The sequence below is a fragment of the Synechococcus sp. RS9909 genome, assembly GCF_014279595.1.
In the GTDB taxonomy this organism is placed as follows: domain Bacteria; phylum Cyanobacteriota; class Cyanobacteriia; order PCC-6307; family Cyanobiaceae; genus Synechococcus_C.
On the sequence record NZ_CP047943.1, the window covers coordinates 1,502,485 to 1,519,276 of the forward strand.

18 protein-coding genes are annotated in these 16,792 nt (G+C 63.6%); 4 read left to right on the plus strand and 14 right to left on the minus strand.

The genetic code is table 11. From position 1 onward, the window contains the following. Positions 1-12: 12 nt before the first annotated feature. Genes SynRS9909_RS07655 through ilvD form a run of 3 tightly spaced genes read left to right on the plus strand, consistent with a single transcriptional unit; the run spans position 13 to position 2,684 of the window. Complete coding sequence (locus SynRS9909_RS07655) at positions 13-645, plus strand: uracil phosphoribosyltransferase (protein ID WP_007102352.1); 633 nt, start codon at positions 13-15, stop codon at positions 643-645. A gap of 24 nt (positions 646-669) precedes the next feature. After that, entirely contained in the window at positions 670-960 is a 291-nt protein-coding gene (locus SynRS9909_RS07660; RefSeq protein ID WP_007102351.1) for a hypothetical protein, read from the plus strand. Positions 961-1,013: 53 nt separating this feature from the next. Continuing rightward, the gene (gene ilvD / locus SynRS9909_RS07665) at positions 1,014-2,684 is read left to right on the plus strand and encodes a dihydroxy-acid dehydratase (protein WP_007102350.1); all 1,671 of its coding nucleotides are present in this window, start codon (positions 1,014-1,016) and stop codon (positions 2,682-2,684) included. Here ilvD and SynRS9909_RS07670 read toward each other — a convergent pair. The 8 genes from SynRS9909_RS07670 to glpX form a co-directional block, all read right to left on the minus strand. After that, positions 2,675-3,064 (minus strand): hypothetical protein, encoded by a 390-nt coding sequence (locus tag SynRS9909_RS07670; protein ID WP_007102349.1) that lies wholly within the window; start codon positions 3,062-3,064, stop codon positions 2,675-2,677. The genes ilvD and SynRS9909_RS07670 overlap by 10 nt on opposite strands. Then, positions 3,064-3,591 carry a CIA30 family protein gene (locus SynRS9909_RS07675; RefSeq protein ID WP_007102348.1) on the minus strand — a complete coding sequence of 176 codons (528 nt, stop codon included), beginning with the start codon at positions 3,589-3,591 and terminating at the stop codon, positions 3,064-3,066. Before SynRS9909_RS07675 ends, SynRS9909_RS07670 begins: the two co-directional genes overlap by 1 nt. A 12-nt stretch (positions 3,592-3,603) precedes the next feature. Continuing rightward, on the minus strand, positions 3,604-4,173 hold the full coding sequence (locus tag SynRS9909_RS07680) for a hypothetical protein (protein WP_007102347.1): 570 nt from the start codon (positions 4,171-4,173) through the stop codon (positions 3,604-3,606). Positions 4,174-4,198: 25 nt separating this feature from the next. Further along, the gene (gene pgl, locus SynRS9909_RS07685; RefSeq protein WP_007102346.1) at positions 4,199-4,915 is read right to left on the minus strand and encodes a 6-phosphogluconolactonase; all 717 of its coding nucleotides are present in this window, start codon (positions 4,913-4,915) and stop codon (positions 4,199-4,201) included. A 10-nt stretch (positions 4,916-4,925) separates the two neighbouring features. Beyond that, a complete protein-coding gene (gene gndA, locus SynRS9909_RS07690) occupies positions 4,926-6,344 on the minus strand; it encodes an NADP-dependent phosphogluconate dehydrogenase (protein ID WP_007102345.1) in 1,419 nt (472 codons plus the stop codon). A gap of 112 nt (positions 6,345-6,456) precedes the next feature. Next, the gene (locus SynRS9909_RS07695; RefSeq protein WP_007102344.1) at positions 6,457-7,752 is read right to left on the minus strand and encodes a glucose-1-phosphate adenylyltransferase; all 1,296 of its coding nucleotides are present in this window, start codon (positions 7,750-7,752) and stop codon (positions 6,457-6,459) included. A gap of 166 nt (positions 7,753-7,918) precedes the next feature. Next, entirely contained in the window at positions 7,919-9,208 is a 1,290-nt protein-coding gene (locus tag SynRS9909_RS07700) for a glutamyl-tRNA reductase (protein ID WP_007102343.1), read from the minus strand. Between the two features lie 34 nt (positions 9,209-9,242). After that, entirely contained in the window at positions 9,243-10,247 is a 1,005-nt protein-coding gene (gene glpX / locus SynRS9909_RS07705) for a class II fructose-bisphosphatase (protein ID WP_007102342.1), read from the minus strand. 189 nt (positions 10,248-10,436) lie between these two features. On the opposite strand from glpX, the gene rpe reads away from it, so the two are divergent. Beyond that, positions 10,437-11,120 (plus strand): ribulose-phosphate 3-epimerase, encoded by a 684-nt coding sequence (gene rpe / locus SynRS9909_RS07710; protein WP_007102341.1) that lies wholly within the window; start codon positions 10,437-10,439, stop codon positions 11,118-11,120. Between the two features lie 69 nt (positions 11,121-11,189). Here the strand turns inward: rpe and ccsB are convergent, their stop codons facing one another. The 6 genes from ccsB to typA form a co-directional block, all read right to left on the minus strand. Next, the gene (ccsB, locus tag SynRS9909_RS07715) at positions 11,190-12,173 is read right to left on the minus strand and encodes a c-type cytochrome biogenesis protein CcsB (protein WP_050752639.1); all 984 of its coding nucleotides are present in this window, start codon (positions 12,171-12,173) and stop codon (positions 11,190-11,192) included. Between the two features lie 22 nt (positions 12,174-12,195). Further along, positions 12,196-13,350, minus strand: a complete 1,155-nt coding sequence (locus SynRS9909_RS07720; RefSeq protein ID WP_038001313.1) for an LptF/LptG family permease — start codon at positions 13,348-13,350, stop codon at positions 12,196-12,198. A gap of 8 nt (positions 13,351-13,358) precedes the next feature. After that, positions 13,359-14,087, minus strand: a complete 729-nt coding sequence (gene lptB / locus SynRS9909_RS07725; RefSeq protein WP_007102338.1) for an LPS export ABC transporter ATP-binding protein — start codon at positions 14,085-14,087, stop codon at positions 13,359-13,361. Further along, positions 14,084-14,506 (minus strand): LptA/OstA family protein, encoded by a 423-nt coding sequence (locus tag SynRS9909_RS07730; protein ID WP_050752523.1) that lies wholly within the window; start codon positions 14,504-14,506, stop codon positions 14,084-14,086. The genes lptB and SynRS9909_RS07730 overlap by 4 nt, the downstream gene beginning before the upstream one ends. 85 nt (positions 14,507-14,591) lie before the next feature. Next, positions 14,592-14,963, minus strand: a complete 372-nt coding sequence (locus SynRS9909_RS07735; protein WP_007102336.1) for a DUF309 domain-containing protein — start codon at positions 14,961-14,963, stop codon at positions 14,592-14,594. Then, positions 14,960-16,762 carry a translational GTPase TypA gene (typA, locus tag SynRS9909_RS07740; RefSeq protein WP_007102335.1) on the minus strand — a complete coding sequence of 601 codons (1,803 nt, stop codon included), beginning with the start codon at positions 16,760-16,762 and terminating at the stop codon, positions 14,960-14,962. Before typA ends, SynRS9909_RS07735 begins: the two co-directional genes overlap by 4 nt. Positions 16,763-16,792 lie beyond the last annotated feature (30 nt).

Below are 16,792 nucleotides of genomic sequence, written 5' to 3' on the forward strand. Positions count from 1 at the left end.
GCCCCACGCGTCATGGCCAACACTCTGCGGGTGGTGGTTCCCCCCCATCCCCTGATCGCCCACTGGCTGACCGTGCTGAGGCATGGCGACACACCGGCGGCTCTCTATGGCACCGGCCTGGAGGAGCTGGGCCGCTGGCTCACCTACGAAGCGGTGCGCGACTGGCTGCCCCACCGCGCCGAAACCGTTACCACCCCGGTGGCGACGACGGAGGGCCGGGTGATTGAAACGGGAGTGCCCCTGTTGGCGATCCCCGTGCTCCCTGGGAGCTTGTCGCTCTGGCAGGGGGCCCGTCAGGTGCTTCCCAATGCGAATCTCTGCCTCTCGGGTATCCCCGACCAGGTGGAAGCGCAGGCGGGCCTGGTGCTGTTTCTCGATCAAATCGCCGACGGCACCACCCTGCTGGCCCTGTTGGAGGAGCTCCAGACCCGAGGCGTCGAGGATGCCCGGCGCCTCCGGGTGATCACGGCCGTGGCGGCGAGCCCCGGCCTGAAACGGATCGGCGAGCGCATGCCCGATCTCACGATTCACACGGCCTGCATCGATGAGGCACTCGACGCTGAGGGACGCATCACTCCGGGCATTGGCGATCCAGTGCAGCGCCAGCAGATTCGATCGGCGAGCCACTCGGCCGGAGCGACCTAATCTGGATGCACTGCGACACACCCCATGGCCCAGCAGCGGGACACGGCCAGTGGCACCTTGATCACCTTGGTGAGTGGTGCCGTTCTCGGAGCTGCCGGGCTCGCCTGGTGGCTTCTCTCCGAAGCGGACCGACGCCAGCGCCGCCAGCGGCAACGCAACATGCTCTACGCCTCTCGCCTCCAGGACGGCAGCGAGGCCAGTGATCCCAGCCGGCGGCGCAACAACCAGGCCCAGCTTGAGCAACGGGTGGAGCAACTCAATGCCGCCATCGCCGACGTGCGCCGTCAGCTCGAGAATCTGGGCGCCAGGGGCTGAGGCATTTGCTCGGTAGGTTGGGCGAAGTCAAGCCCGTGCTCCGGCTCTCCACAATGCTCCGCTCCGCCGCGATCACCCAGGGGATTCAGCGCTCTCCGAATCGAGCCATGCTCCGTGCTGTGGGTTTCGGCGACGGCGACTTCAACAAGCCGATCATCGGCATCGCCAACGGCTACAGCACCATCACCCCCTGCAATCTGGGGCTCAATGATCTTGCTCGACGCGCCGAGGAAGCCGCCCATCAGGTGGGAGCGATGCCCCAGATGTTCGGCACCATCACCGTGAGCGATGGGATTTCGATGGGGACCGAAGGGATGAAATATTCCCTTGTGAGCCGGGAGGTGATTGCCGATTCGATCGAAACGGTCGTCAACGGGCAAAGCATGGATGCCCTGCTGGCGATCGGTGGCTGTGACAAGAACATGCCTGGTGCCATGCTGGCGATGGCGAGGATGAACGTCCCCTCGATCTTCGTGTATGGCGGCACCATCAAGCCTGGCAAGCTCGGTGCCTGTGACCTCACCGTGGTGAGTGCCTTTGAGGCGGTGGGCCAGTTCAGTGGCGGCAAGATCGAGGAGCAGGAACTCACGGCGATCGAGAAAAACGCCTGCCCTGGGGCGGGCAGCTGCGGGGGCATGTTTACTGCCAACACCATGAGTGCCGCCTTCGAGGTGCTGGGGCTGAGCTTGCCCTACAGCTCCACGATGGCGGCCGAAGACCCCGAGAAGGCCGATAGCGCCGCCCGTAGTGCCGAGGTTTTGGCCGACGCCATCGAGGCCCAGATCCTCCCGCGCGATCTGATGACGCGCGAAGCCTTCGAAAACGCCATCAGTGTGATCATGGCCGTGGGTGGCTCCACCAACTCCGTGCTGCATCTGCTGGCTGTCGCCCGCACGGCGGGGGTGGCGCTGAGCATTGACGACTTCGAGCGGATCCGGCAGCGCGTGCCGGTGATCTGTGATCTCAAGCCAAGTGGCCGCTTCGTGACGGTGGATCTGCACCGGGCTGGGGGCATTCCCCAGGTGATGAAACTACTGCTCGATGCAGGGCTCTTGCACGGCGACTGCCGCACGATCGAAGGCAAGACCCTTCACGAGGTGCTCGCCGCTGTGCCGTCGGTCCCCCCCGCCGGCCAGGAGGTGATTCGGCCCCTGAGCCATCCGCTGTATGCCAAGGGGCACCTGGCGATCCTCAAAGGCAACCTGGCCGAGGAAGGCGCGGTGGCCAAGATCAGCGGCGTCAAAAACCCGGTCATCACCGGCCCTGCCCGCGTGTTCGAGAGCGAAGAAACCTGCCTGGCCGCCATTCTCGACAAGCAGATCAACCCCGGCGATGTGGTGGTCGTGCGCAATGAGGGGCCGGTGGGCGGTCCTGGCATGCGGGAGATGCTCAGCCCCACCTCCGCGATCGTGGGCCAGGGGCTGCTCGACAAGGTGGCTCTGATCACCGATGGCCGCTTCTCAGGCGGTTCCTACGGCCTGGTGATCGGCCACGTGGCTCCGGAGGCCGCCGTGGGGGGCACAATCGGCCTGGTGCAGGAAGGCGACAGCATCACCGTGGATGCGAATCAGCTGCTGATTCAACTCAACGTGGATGAATCCGAGCTAGCTCAACGTCGCGCCGCCTGGACCCAACCCGAACCCCGGTATCGCACCGGCATCCTCGGCAAATACGCCCGACAGGTGAGCTCCAGCAGTGTGGGGGCGGTGACCGATCAGCCCTGAGACCCAGCCAGCAAGGCCCGCAGTCGCCGCGCCAATGCTTCCAATGGCGCCCCATCGCGAGGGCGCTCACACCGTTGGCCACTGCTGCCATCCATCCACACCGGATGGGATCCCTGCCAGAGCAGCGGCCTCCCATCCTGCTGCCACCAACTGAGCATCAGGTGCAGATCAGCGCCACTGCGATAAATCTCCAGCTCCAGATCCAGCTCAGGGCGCCGGTCACCGCCAGGGTCCCTGCTTTCAATCCGCAGGTGGGCGTCGTCCGCGGTCAGATCCACCGCACCACTGACGTTTGACTCCACGACCACGGGAACCACCGCATGCCGCTGCGGTTTGAGGCATACATCCGCTGCTGCGGCAATCAGCACCTGCAGATCCATCAGAGCACCGGTTCAATCGCACGCACGAGCAGCTGAATCGGGCCGGAGCGGAAGCCGGGGTTCTCCCGGCCATCCTCGGCAAAACGGGAATGGAGCAACTGGAGCCGGGTCACTCCCGAGGCATCAAAACGCACCGGCAGGGTCACGGGCTTGGCCCGGACCACGGGCTTGAGATCAGCCAAGGGAATCACCGTGGTGGTGGTTCCCTCAGCCTGGGTCGGTAGCGAAGCCACCCAACGCAGCCCGCCCGGGATCAGGTCGGTGAGGCCCAACACACCATCGCGGCAAGCAACGGCCAGCTTGAGGGTGCGACCAGCTCCGTCCACCACGATCCGCACCCCCTGGGCAGCGGACCAATCCAACGGCGGACGGAACACCGGAGAGCGGCAGCTCACAAAGCCGCCACCCTCAGCCACCAGCTCCCCCTCGAGCCAGAGGCCCTCGGGGCTGTAGCGGCAGCCTGCCCTGCTGGACCCGCCCATGATCGTGTCATTGAGGCAGGTCCAATCCGCAAGTCGCACAGACAAGGACGCCAAGCCTCAGTCGACCACGACAGCTTCGAACACCACCAGATCGTTGTTCTTCAGGGCTTCGGCGACGGCGTTACCAACGGAAATCGCCCGGATGCGCGCGTTGATCACGTTGAGCGCAGCGTTCGGATTGACGTTACTGGGCAAGGTGCCGAGCACATCGCCGAGGCTGAGCTGGCCGATGGCGATCACGGGCTGCTTGGCGATCTTGCCGGCCACGAAGTAGTCACTGAGCGCCACGATCCCGGCGGGAGTCGCCGTTTTGGTGGCGAGGGCCAGGTTGGTGAGGCGGGTGGCGATGGAGGAGCAGCGCTTCTTCACCGAAACGCCTCCCTGGGGAGCGTTCACCAGGGCCACGGGGTAGGAGCCGGAACCCGCCAACGGTGCGATCGTGCTGGGGTTGATCGCCACACCATCAGCGGGGCGGGGCATGGGACCGAGACCCACCACATAGTTCTTACCCGCCTTGAGGCACTGGAAGGCAAAAATCGATTGGCTCTTGGCCTCAGCCATCGGCGCACCGAAAGCGAAAGCCGAGAGGGAGAGAGCGCCAGCGGTGGCAGCGAGGCGTTGCAGCATTGGAGGGAGGAGTAACGGGCCGAGCTTAAGGTGTTCCCAAGGCCGCTTCATCGGCAAGGATGATCAACTCGCCGGCCGGTTGCACCAGGCGAGCCGGGGTGCGCTCAGGTGACTCGCCGGGATCGAGCAAGCGACTGAGGGCCTGACGCTTGCCCTCACCGCTCACGAGGAACACCACCTGACGGGCGGCGCTGAGCACAGGAGCGGTGAGGGTGATCCGATCCAGGCCTTTGCCTCGACCGATCGTGGTCCAGCGGTCGCGCACCAACGGGGCCTCCGTGCCCGGGAACAGCGAGGCGGTGTGACCGTCATCGCCCAGACCGAGCAACATCAGATCAAACACCGGCGGCGCCCCACAGCACAGGCGCGACACAAGGTCGGCGAAGGCATCGGCACTGGCCTCGGCCGACGCCAGCTCCACCGTCGGTACGGGATGGAAACAGGCGCGTGCACCCGGCTGCCCCGGCTTCAGGAGCGTATTGCGCAGCATCCGGGCGTTGCTGGAGGCATCATCGGCGGCGACCCAACGTTCGTCGCCGAGCAACACATCCACCCGATCCCAGGGCAGATGCTCATGGCCGAGCAGCTCGTAGGCCCTGGCCGGTGTGGTGCCTCCAGAGAGGGCAATCTGGGCTCGGTCGCGCTGATCAAGAGCCAGATCAATCGCCGTGGCGATGTGCTCGGCGGCGCGGCGGGCCAGATCCTGGGAATCCTTGGCCCGCTCGATGCGATAGGAGGTCATCCGACCAACCTCAGTTCAGCCACTCGGTGTGGAAGACACCGTCCTTGTCGACCCGCTCGTAGGTGTGGGAACCGAAGCAATCGCGCATGGCCTGCACCAGGTTCTGGGGCAAGCGCGAGGTGCGGTAACTGTTGATGTAATCCAGCGTGCTGCTGAGGCAGGGGACGGGGATCCCGGCTTCAGCAGCGCCGGCCACGATCCGGGCCAGGCCAGGCAAGCGACGGTTCACCTGATCGGCGAACCAGGGGTCAATCAGCAGATTGGGAAGCTGGGGATCAGCATTGAAAGCATCCTGAATGCGCTTGAGCAGACGGGCGCGAATGATGCAGCCGCCCTTCCAGATCTGGGCGATCGAGGGCATGTGAAGGTTGTAGTTGTGCTCGGCGGAGGCGATGCGCAGCAGTTCCATCCCCTGGGCATAACTCGCCATGCAGGCCAGCACCATCGCATCCATCAACGGCGCCATGCCATCGGCGGGGCTGCCCATGTCAAAGGGCTTGATCGCCGGCCCCTTGAGAAGGGGTTCGGCCTTGATGCGCTGATCCTTCATCGAGCTCATCACGCGACCGTTCAAGGCGGCGTAGATGGTGGGCACGGACGCGCCCATCTGCAGGGCACTCACGACGGTCCAGAGGCCGGTGCCCTTCTGGCCCGCCTTGTCCTGGATCTTCTCCACCAGGTCACTGCCGTCGTCGGGATCCTTGGTGCGCAGACACACCTCCGTGATCTCCACCAAATACGAGGACAATTCCTCGGTGCTGTTCCAGTGGGCGAACACTTCCGCCATCGCGCTGCCGCTCAGGCCACCGACCCGCTTCATCAGGTCGTAGCCCTCCGCCAGGATCTGCTCAATGCCGTACTCGATGCCGTTGTGCACGGTCTTGACGAAATGGCCTGACCCCCCGGGGCCGATGTAGGTGACGCAGGGCCCGTCTTCCACCTGGGCCGCCATCTTGCACACCAGACTCTCAATGGCGTCGTAGGAGGCCTTGGTGCCACCGGGCATCATGCTCGGACCTTCGAGAGCACCCTTGGCACCACCGGACACGCCCATGCCGATGAAGCCGAAGCTCTTGCTCTCCAACTCGGCCACCCGTCGCTCGGTGTCGTGGTATTCGGAGTTGCCACCATCAATCAGCAGATCACCTTCCTCCAGGTAGGGGGAGATCTGCTGAATCACAGCGTCGACCGGGCCACCGGCCTTCACCATCATCAGAATCCGGCGGGGACGCTCCAGCTTGTTGACGAAATCCTGAAGATCCGTGGCTCCCTGGATGTTGCGGCCAGCCCCTCGCCCGGCGAGGAACTCCTCTGTTTTGGCGTAGGTGCGGTTGTAAACGACGCTGGAGAAGCCGTTGCGTTCAGCGTTGAGGACGAGATTCTCGCCCATCACACCGAGACCGATCAGACCGAAGTGCGCCTTGGACATGGATCCGTGAAGTCATTCACTGGCGTCAGTGTGACCACGACGGAGCGATTCGGCTGCAACCTGCACCACCTCTGTCAGAAGGAGGTGATCGGCGGCGATCCCGCCGGTGGGATCAGATCACCGTGCCGTCAGGGATGGAGGCATTCTTCACCACCACAACGATGCCGTTGCGGATGTAGAAACCCAGTTCAGGCCGGTCGGCTTCTTCCACGTGATCCTTGTTGACGATGGTGACGTTGGAGCCGATCCGCGTGTTCTTGTCGAGGATGGCGCGCTTCACCGTGGTGCCCTGACCCACACCCACCGGAATGCCACCACGCTCCCTGAGAACGGAGCGCTCAGTGGAGGATTCAAAGAAATCAGCCCCCATCAGCAGCGAGTCCTGGAGCACGACGTCGTTTTCCACACGGCTGCGCACACCCAGCACGCAATGGTGAATACTGCAAGACTTTAGAATAGTGCCCTCGCCGATGATCGACTCCGTGATCTGGGCATCCACGAGTTTGCTCGGCGGCAGATAACGGGGCCGGGTGTAAATCGGGAAGTCTTCGTCGTAGAAGCTGAAGGGCGGTGAGGGTTGCTGGGTCAGGGCCAGGTTGGCCTCATAAAAGGCACCGATCGTGCCGATATCTTCCCAGTAATCATCAAACACATAACTCTTGAGCGTCATGCCACCTGCCAGGGCCTCAGGAATGACCTCCTTACCAAAATCTTTGTGTTGGGGGTGATCGTTGAGGAGATCGATCAGCGCCTTACGGCTGAACACATAAATGCCCATCGAGGCCAGATAGGGCTTCTGCTCAGCCGATTCCGGCGACAAGCCGAAGCGAGAGGTGTCCACAGCCATCTCTTTCAGCGAGTCCCCTTTGGGCTTCTCCCGGAACTCCTGGATCGTGCCATGGGCATCGGTGCGCATCAGGCCGAATGCCTCCGCCTGCTGGGGATCCACAGGCAGGGCAGCCACGGTGAGGTCGGCACCCGACTGGCGGTGATGCTCCACGAACAGGCTGTAGTCCATGCGGTAGAGCTGATCTCCGGACAGGATCAGATATTCATCAACATCCCATTCCTGAAACAGCCATTGATATTTGCGCACCGCATCGGCGGTGCCCTCAAACCAGGACGGGCTCTCGGGTGTCTGTTGCGCCGCCAGCACCTCCACAAACCCCTGGCCGAAACCTGCACTGAGGTCGTAGGTCTGGGAGAGGTGTCGGTTCAGCGATGCACTGTTGAACTGCGTCAACACATACATCTTGGTGATGTTGGAGTTGATGCAGTTGCTGATCGGGATATCGATCAATCGATATTTTCCGGCCAGGGGGACCGCCGGCTTGGCCCTCATCTTGGTGAGCGGGTAGAGGCGGGTTCCAGCCCCCCCCCCCAGAATGATGGCCAGAACGCGCTTCATGCCGCCCCCTTCAGATCGGCGTTGCGCGTGCAAACTTACCGGACATTACGCCCTTCAAACCGCCATCCGGCGAAGATCGGTCAAGAATGCTGGGAATCAGGTCTGGACTGCAGTGCTGGCCGACCGGACGGGCGAGGTCTCAGGCATCGGGCGAGGTTGAATCCAGCTACAGCTCGAAGATCCGCTCCACCACGCGCAGGGCTTGCTGACGATCCTGACGGGGCTGGGGACTGCGCAACTGGGTCACGGGCGTGTGCAGGATCTTGTTGATGATGCCCTTGCTGAGGGCTTCCACCACCTTGCGCTCCCGGGCCGAGAAGTCGGGCCCCATGCGGCTGAGCGCTTTCTGCAGTTCATCCGAGCGGATCTGCTCGAGAGCTGAACGCAGGCGGTTGATCGTGGGAACCGCCTCCAGACTGTCCCACCACTCCAGGAACAGACGCCCCTCCTCATCCAGGAGGCCCTGGGCTTCACGGGCCACCTGCTGGCGGGCTTCCTGATTGCGCGCCACCACTTCCTGCAGGTCGTCCACATCGAAGGCCTCAACGCCGGCGATGTCAGCCACATCCGAGGCGATGTTGCGGGGAACGCCGATGTCGATCAGACGCAGGGAGCTGCGCCGATTCAGCCGTTGCAAGCGAGCGGCATCGATGATCGGATCATCGGCAGCCGTGCTCGTGAACACCAGGGAACAGGTGCTCAGGCAATGGTCAAGCTCCTCCAGGGTGCGGCACTGGGCCGGCAGCCCGGGGAAGTCGGCGGCGAGCATCTGGGCCCGTTCACGGGTGCGGTTGAGCAGCACCACACCGGAACACCCCTTGGCCTGCAGGTGCTGCAACAGCAAACGGCTCATGCGGCCGGCACCCACCACGGCCACCTGCTCCGACTCGAGGGTGACCAGCTGATCGAGACCGCGGGCCTGGCCGAGCTTCAACTGGGCCAGCTCCACCGCAGCCGAACTGATCGACACCGCACCGGTGCCGAGGTTCGTTTCAGTGCGCACCCGCTTGCCGGTGCTGACCGCCTGGGTGAGGAGACGATTGAGGATCGGACCGATCGATTTGTGTTCCTGGCCCAGGCGCATCATCTTCTTCACCTGGGAGAGGATCTGGCCTTCGCCCAGCACCAGACTGTCGAGCCCGGCGGACACCCGCAGCAGGTGGGCGACAGCGTCCTGATGGTGATACGTGAAGAGATGGGGGGTGAGGTCATCGGTCGGCAGACCGGAATGGCCGCTGAGAAACTCACGCACGGCGGACATGCCCAGCTCGGGATGCTGCACCAGGGTGTAGATCTCAAGCCGGTTGCAGGTGCTGAGAATCGACGCCTCGAGCACCTGCTCATGGTCACGCAGGGTCTGGAGCGAGGACTCCATCGTCTGCTCCGGGATGCTGAGCTTCTCCCGGACTTCAACGGGTGCCGTGCGATGACTGAGGCCGACGACGGCAATGTGCATGGAGTGAAACCCTCGAATCCAGACGAAACGGTGATCAGCTCAGAGCGATGCTCTGGGCGCCGTCCTTGATGTGCACCGTGTTGGTGAAGCGGCAGGTGTTGTCGAGATTGCTGATCACCAGGCTGCTGGTGCGGGTGCAGTCCTTCTCGAACTTAACGCCGTGGAACAGGAGGCCGTCGGTGATGCCGCTGCCGGCGAACACCACATGCTCACCGGAGGCGAGCTCCTCGGCTTCATAGATCTTGTCGGGGTCGCTGATGCCCATCTCGGCCAGGCGGGCCAGGTTGCCCTCCTTGGTGAGATCGGCCCACTCCTTGGTTTGGGCGACGGCGGGGTCGTAGACGAGCTGGCCCTGAAAGTGACCGCCGAGGGCGCGCATGGCAGCCGCGGAGATCACCCCCTCGGGGGCGGCGCCGATGCCCATCAGGCAGTGGGTGCCAGTGCCGGCGAAGCCACAGGCGATGGCCGCTTGCACATCACCATCGGAGATGGGCTGCACACGGGCGCCGGTGGCGCGGATCTCAGCGATCAGATCCTTGTGGCGGGCCCGATCCATCACCACGATCGTGAGCTCGCTCACCGCCAGGCCGAGGCACTCGCTGAGGATCTTGATGTTTTCGGTGGCCGACTTGCGGATGTCCACCTTGCCCTTGGCGGCCGGAGGAGCAGCCAGCTTCTTCATATAGAAGTCGGGAGCATTGAACAGACCACCGCGATCGGAAGCCGCGAGCACGGCCATCGAACCGCGCTGGTTGTTGGCGCAGAGGTTGGTGCCTTCGCAGGGGTCAACGGCGAAGTCGACACCGGGGCCCGTTCCGCTGCCCACTTCTTCACCGATGTAGAGCATCGGCGCTTCGTCACGCTCGCCTTCCCCGATCACGATCCGGCCCTGCATCTGGATCTGGCCCATGCGCTGCCGCATGGCCTCCACAGCAGCGGCATCGGCTTCATCCTTCTTGCCGAGACCGGTGAGGCGAGCGGAGGCGATGGCCGCCTGCTCCACGACCTCGAGTATTTCCTGGATGAGAGTGCGATCCACGGGTGTGCGGCGTTGGGGACGATTGCAGCGAACTGAGAGCGGTGCGGACCGGTCTGGGACTCGCCGAGAGCATCGGCAGGCCTGGGCCAGGGGCGCGATGCCGCAGGGCTTTCCAGCTCTTGAGCGCGGCTCACTGTATCAGTGGCATCAGCGCTTCCTACAATCGCCGCGCACTCCCGCGGACCCTTCATGAGCACCAAGCCCCTGGTGATCTCCCCGTCGATCCTCTCGGCCGATTTCGCCCGCCTCGGCGAGGAGGTGAAAGCGGTGGATCAGGCCGGTGCCGACTGGATCCACGTTGACGTGATGGATGGTCGCTTCGTGCCGAACATCACAATCGGCCCGTTGATCGTGGAAGCCCTCCGCCCGGTGACCCAGAAACCTCTGGATGTGCACCTGATGATCGTGGAGCCCGAGAAGTACGTGCCCGATTTCGCGAAAGCGGGAGCCGACATCATCTCGGTGCAGGTCGAGGCCTGCCCGCACCTGCACCGCAACCTGGCGCAGATCAAGGATCTCGGCAAACAGGCTGGTGCTGTGCTCAACCCCAGCACCCCACTCGACACCCTGGAGTATTGCCTTGAGCTCTGCGATCTGGTGCTGATCATGAGCGTGAACCCCGGCTTCGGTGGTCAGAGCTTCATCGACAACCAGGTGCAGAAGATCCGAGATCTGCGTCGCATGTGCGAGGCCAAAGGTCTCGATCCCTGGATCGAAGTGGATGGTGGCGTTAAAGGAGCCAACGCCTGGAAGGTGATCGAGGCAGGGGCCAATGCGATTGTGAGTGGCTCCGGCGTGTTCAATCAGCCCGATTACGCCGCCGCCATCGAGGGCATCCGCAACAGCAAGCGCCCGGAAGGTGTTCTCGTTTGATCAAGACTGCATCACGATCACGAAGGAGAGGCCCCGCCAAGGCGGGGCTTTTTTGATGGATCGATCCGATCAGCTCTCGAAGAACCAGCCATAGCTGTGCAGGCCGATTCCCAGCAGGTTCACGCCGATGTAGCAGACCACAATCACCACCAGTCCGGCAGAGGCCACCAGGGCAGGCCGACGGCCCTGCCAGCCGCGGCTGAGGCGCGTGTGCAGATAGGCGGCGTACACCAGCCAGCAGATCAGAGCCCAGGTTTCCTTCGGATCCCAGCTCCACCAGCTCCCCCAGGCTTCATTGGCCCACACGGCGCCACTGATGATGCCCACGGTGAGCAGCAGGAAGCCCACGGTGATCGTGCGATAGCTGAGGCTGTCGAGCTGCTCAGCTCGGGAAAACTGCACCGGCGAGAGCTGCAAGGACGCGGTGGACTCAGGCTCCAGGCTGGGTCCGGTCAGCGCCGCACGACGAAAGCCACCGCTGCCGATCGAACTGCTGCGCAATTCCAGGGCATTGCCCCGATCGATCACGAGCACAGCAATCGACAGCAGGGAGCCCACCAACAGGGCGGCGTAGCTGACCATGATCACGCTCACGTGCATAACCAACCAGCTCGATCTCAGGGCCGGCACCAAGGGCGATGCCTCCTGCAGACGATCGGGCAGGGCAAAGCTGGCGAAGGCAATGCAGCCCAGACCCATCGGCGTGGCGGCAGCCGCCACCAGGGGCGAGGCCCAGGCCCTCTCCACCAGCAGCTGGGTGAGGGTGCAGGCCCAGGCGAGGAAGCAGAGGGATTCGTAGAGATTGCTGATCGGGAAGTGGCCCGACTGCCACCAACGCAACACCAGCTGGGCGGTGAAGGCCAGGTTCGCCAACGCCACCAGGGTGCGCACGGAACTGGAGCTCTCCCCGGTGGAGAGGGCCCAGAAGGCCCAGGGCAGTGCGAGCAATAACAACGCGAACGCGATCAACCCCAGCAGCAGCACGGGCTCAGACAGGGCGGTGTCCAGGAAGGGCGTCAACGCGGAGAACACGAGAGCTGGGGAAGGGATCATCGGCCGATTCTGACGTTCGGATTCAGCGGCTGGCCTGCCGCAGCAGCAGGCCACCGCCGGCGAGGGAGATCAACACGGGCGCCCAGGCAGCCACCACCGGGGGGAGGGTGCCTTTGACGCCAAGGGAACTGAAACTGAAGCTCAGCACGTAGTACACCAGAATCAGCACCACACTGATGCCGAAGCCCTGGCTGCGACTGGTGCGGCCATTCGGCTTCGCCCCGAGGCTGCTGCCGATCAGACCGAAAACCAGACAGGCCATCGGCAGGGTGAACTTCTCCTGAATGCGCACGCGCATCCGCCGCGCTTCCTTGCGATCGCCGGCTTCATCGAGCATGCGCTCAGCTTCGATCGCCTCGGCCACCGTCATGTTGTTGGCATCCTTCGGCAACTTGGCGATCCGGATCGGTGCGGCACTGAGCGGATAGAGATAGCGATCGAAATCGGCCGAGGTCACGCTGCCGGAGGGAGACAGGGTGAGGATCTGGCCATCGAGGAACTCCCACTTGCTCTCACGCTCGTTCCAGCGAGCCTCATCGGCCACCAACATCTGGGTGAAACCGAGACGGGAGAAATCGAGCACCGTGACGCCACTCATGACCCCCTCGTTGAACTTTTTGGCATAGAACAACTGGGCCAGCCCGGTCTCCGATTCACCATCACCGGCCACCAGGCGCCCGAAGCGGGAATAAATGATGTTGTTCCCCTTCTCGGTTGACACGGAGCGGCCCAGCGCCCGCTGCAGCGTGATCTCCGCCGAGAGGCTGGTGCGGGGCACGATCACATCGTTGAAGACGAAGGTGAGGCCCGTCATCACCAGCGCGAGGGCCAGGGCCGGCGCAATCATCCGTGTGGCACTGATGCCAACGCTGCGCAAGGCCGTCAGTTCACTGTTCGCCGACAGGCGGCTGTAGGCCAGCAGGGTGGCCATCAACGTGGCCATCGGGAAGGAGATCACCAGAAAGCTGGGCAGGCGCAGCAACAACACCTGCACGGCGATGCCCACGGGCAGGCCCGACTCCACGATCCGGCGGACCAGCTCAAACATCACCCCCACCGAGAGGGAGACCACAGTGAAGGCCGCGATCGCGAAGAGAAGGGGCCCGATCAGCTCACCGAGAAGCCAGCGATCCAGCAGAGGAATGCGCCTGCACCAGCTGCCAACGCGCGCCATCATCCGTTGGATCACAGCTGGAACCCCTCCCCGAGATAGTGGCGCCGCACCTGGGGATCGTGGGCAACCTGATCGGAAGGACCGGAGGCCAGGATCGAACCGTCGGTGAGGATGTAGGCGCGATCGGTGATCGCAAGCGTTTCACGCACGTTGTGGTCGGTGATCAGGATGCCCATCCCCCGATCGCGCAGGCCCTGAATCAGCTGTTGCAGATCAGCCACGGCGAGGGGATCCACCCCAGCGAAGGGTTCGTCGAGCAGCAGATAACGCGGACCCTCCAGGCCCACGGCCAGGGCCCGGGCCACCTCGCAGCGGCGTCGCTCACCGCCGGAGAGCTGGTAGCCGCGACGGTTGAGAAAGGCACTGAGGTGGAAATCCTCCACCAATTGGTGCAGGCGCTCACGGCACTGCTGCGTGGGCAGGCAGCTCTGGGCGAGGACGAGCTCAAGATTCTCGCGCACGGTGAGCTGGCGGAAGACACTCGGCTCCTGCGGCAGGTAACCGATCCCGAGACGGGCCCGTTCCGGCATCGGCAGCCCGGCGATCGGATGTCCATCCAACAGCACCTGGCCCTGGTCGGGGCGCAACAAGCCGATCACCAGATTGAAACTGGTGGTTTTGCCAGCCCCGTTCGGCCCGAGCAAACCGATCACCTCACCAGGTGCGAGCGCAATCGAGAGATCGCGCACCAACGGTCGGCCCCCCAGGGTCAGGGAGACCCGTTCCAGGGTCAGGCTCATGGCAGGAGGGGGGTGACCGCCGGCCGCGGTTGGCCCTGGTCCTGGCGGATCACCATCTGGCTGAAGACCTGCCCCCCCTGCGCTGGTTCGGCCACGGCACGTTCGTCATCCAGTGAGTACACCACACGTTCAGCCCGCAGGGCATTGCCGCCCTCCTGAATCACATCCACATCGCCGCTCAGCACCAACCGACCCTCCTTGCTGTAGTACTGGGCCTGACGCGAGGTGGCCACCATCCCCCTGGCGGGATAGACGATGCGCACATTGCCGAGCGCAGTCACCACACCGGTGATGTTGTCGGCGCTCTGGGTGTCGGATTCGATTGTGATCAAACCGCCCTGCTGAGCAGGCTGTTGCGGCTGAGTCGATGCCAAGGGCTGGGCGCGCAGGCCCGGCGCCAGAGCACTGAGACACAGCATGGAAACCCAGGCGGTCGACAGCCGTGACACAGAAACCGACAAGGCGTGGCCAACAATGCAATGGCTCAATGTACCGACATCCCGATCAGGACAACAGACGCAGCGGCGGCGACGTGATGTCTGGATCCTCACCGTTCTGCAGCGCCTGCAGGCGCTGGGAGACGCGTTCGCGCAAGCGCGGCAGATCAAGACCGAGATCGGGATCAGAGCGACGACTGAGACGACCGAGTCCTTCACCGAACAGGATCGTGGCACCCCGCACATTGCCGCGCTGCAGGTGCACCTGGGCCACGGCAATCTGGATCAGCCCCTGCAGCACCCGCCGCTCGGGATCAGAGGTCTCATGCCAGAGATCCTCGAGCACATCGTGGGCGGCATACCACTCGCCTTGATCGAACAGAGCGACACCCCGCGCGAAGCGGGGATCGTCTGCCGGCGCGGTGGGATTGACGCTCAACGCTTGGCCATCTTCTTGGCGGGCAGCTTGCGCAGACGGATCGACTCAGGGGTGACTTCGAGCATCTCGTCGGGGCCGATGTACTCCAGCGCCCGCTCCAGGGTCATCTGCACAGGGGCCTGCAGGGTATCGAGTTCATCGGCACCTGCTGACCGCATGTTGGTGAGCTGCTTCGCCTTACAGATGTTGATCTCCAGATCCTGAGGACGATTGTTCTCACCGATGATCATGCCCTTGTACACCTTGGTGCCGGGTGAGATGAAGAACTGGCCCCGATCTTCGGCGTTCTTGAGGGCATAGAAGGTGGCGGTTCCCTCCTCAAAGGCGATCAACACACCATTACGGCGGGTATCGAAATCACCCAGCATCGGCCGGTATTCAAAGAAGGAATGGCTCATGATCCCTTCACCGCGGGTGGCGCGGATGAATTCACCACGGAAACCGATCAGGCCGCGTGAGGGAACGATGAATTCGAGCTGGGTGCGACCATCCTGGCCGGTTTCCATGTTCTGCATCTCGCCTTTGCGGGTGCCGAGCTTCTCAATGCAGGCCCCAACAGCTTCCTCGGGCACATCCATCACCAGAGTCTCCACAGGCTCGCAGGGAGTGCCGTCAATCGTGCGGAAGATCACCTGCGGCTGGGACACCTGGAACTCGTAGCCCTCGCGCCGCATGGTTTCAATCAGGATGCCCAGGTGGAGTTCACCGCGACCGCTCACGGCAAAGCGATCCGGGGAGTCGGTGTCTTCCACGCGCAGCGCGACATTGGTGAGCAGTTCGCGCTGCAGGCGGTCGCGCACCTGGCGACTGGTCACGAATTTGCCCTCCTTGCCGGCGAAGGGGGAGTCGTTGACCACGAAGGTCATCTGCAGGGTGGGCTCGTCCACCTTGATCAGCGGCAAAGCTTTGGGTTCATCCGGGCAGGCGATGGTTTCGCCGATGTTCACATCGTCGAAACCGGCCACGGCCACCAGATCACCGGCCGAGGCATGCTCGATCTCCACACGCTGCAGGCCCTCGAAGCCGAGCAGCTTGCTGATCCGCCCCTTCTTGACGCTGCCGTCGTCCTTGATCAACGCCGCACTCTGCCCCTGTTTGATCACGCCGTTGTGAACGCGGCCGATGATGATCCGACCAAGGAAATCGGAGTAGTCGAGGGTGGTGATCTGAAGCTGCAGCGGCTTCTCGGGATCGCCGACCGGCGGCGGAACATGGCGGAGGATCGCATCGAACAGCGGTTGCATCGTCTCGCTGTCGGTCTTCATGTCGGGCTTGGCGAACCCACCCAGACCACTGCCGAACAGGTAAGGGAAATCGCACTGATCGTCATCGGCGCCCAGCTCGATGAACAGATCCAGCACCTTGTCGACAGCCGTCTCGGGATCGACGCGCGCCCGGTCGATCTTGTTCACAAACACAATCGGACGGAGCCCCTGCTCCAGCGCTTTCTTCAACACGAAGCGGGTCTGGGGCATCGGCCCCTCATTGGCATCCACGATCAGCAGGCAGCCATCCACCATGCCGAGCACCCGCTCCACTTCGCCACCGAAATCGGCGTGGCCGGGGGTGTCGACGATGTTGATGCGGGTGTCGTTGTAGGTGACCGCCGTGTTTTTGGAGAGAATGGTGATGCCGCGCTCCCGCTCCAGATCGTTGGAGTCCATCACGCAGGTGGGCACCGCTTCGTTGTCGCGGAAGATGCCGGACTGGTTGAGCAGGGCGTCGACCAGGGTTGTTTTGCCGTGGTCAACGTGGGCGATGATCGCGATATTGCGAATCGCCTTGTTCGGGGCGCTCATGGGGTCCGTATCGGTCTGAAAAAGGCTGAT

Coding starts and splice junctions, on each gene's coding strand:
- SynRS9909_RS07720 (WP_038001313.1), bottom strand. CDS start 13,350: ATGATGGCGCGCGTTGGCAGCTGGTGCAGGCGCATTCCTCTGCTGGAT.
- SynRS9909_RS07680 (WP_007102347.1), bottom strand. CDS start 4,173: ATGCTGCAACGCCTCGCTGCCACCGCTGGCGCTCTCTCCCTCTCGGCT.
- SynRS9909_RS07670 (WP_007102349.1), bottom strand. CDS start 3,064: ATGGATCTGCAGGTGCTGATTGCCGCAGCAGCGGATGTATGCCTCAAA.
- SynRS9909_RS07700 (WP_007102343.1), bottom strand. CDS start 9,208: ATGCACATTGCCGTCGTCGGCCTCAGTCATCGCACGGCACCCGTTGAA.
- SynRS9909_RS07730 (WP_050752523.1), bottom strand. CDS start 14,506: ATGCTGTGTCTCAGTGCTCTGGCGCCGGGCCTGCGCGCCCAGCCCTTG.
- SynRS9909_RS07660 (WP_007102351.1), top strand. CDS start 670: ATGGCCCAGCAGCGGGACACGGCCAGTGGCACCTTGATCACCTTGGTG.
- gndA (WP_007102345.1), bottom strand. CDS start 6,344: ATGTCCAAGGCGCACTTCGGTCTGATCGGTCTCGGTGTGATGGGCGAG.
- SynRS9909_RS07695 (WP_007102344.1), bottom strand. CDS start 7,752: ATGAAGCGCGTTCTGGCCATCATTCTGGGGGGGGGGGCTGGAACCCGC.
- typA (WP_007102335.1), bottom strand. CDS start 16,762: ATGAGCGCCCCGAACAAGGCGATTCGCAATATCGCGATCATCGCCCAC.
- ilvD (WP_007102350.1), top strand. CDS start 1,014: ATGCTCCGCTCCGCCGCGATCACCCAGGGGATTCAGCGCTCTCCGAAT.
- ccsB (WP_050752639.1), bottom strand. CDS start 12,173: ATGATCCCTTCCCCAGCTCTCGTGTTCTCCGCGTTGACGCCCTTCCTG.
- rpe (WP_007102341.1), top strand. CDS start 10,437: ATGAGCACCAAGCCCCTGGTGATCTCCCCGTCGATCCTCTCGGCCGAT.
- SynRS9909_RS07655 (WP_007102352.1), top strand. CDS start 13: ATGGCCAACACTCTGCGGGTGGTGGTTCCCCCCCATCCCCTGATCGCC.
- pgl (WP_007102346.1), bottom strand. CDS start 4,915: ATGACCTCCTATCGCATCGAGCGGGCCAAGGATTCCCAGGATCTGGCC.
- lptB (WP_007102338.1), bottom strand. CDS start 14,087: ATGAGCCTGACCCTGGAACGGGTCTCCCTGACCCTGGGGGGCCGACCG.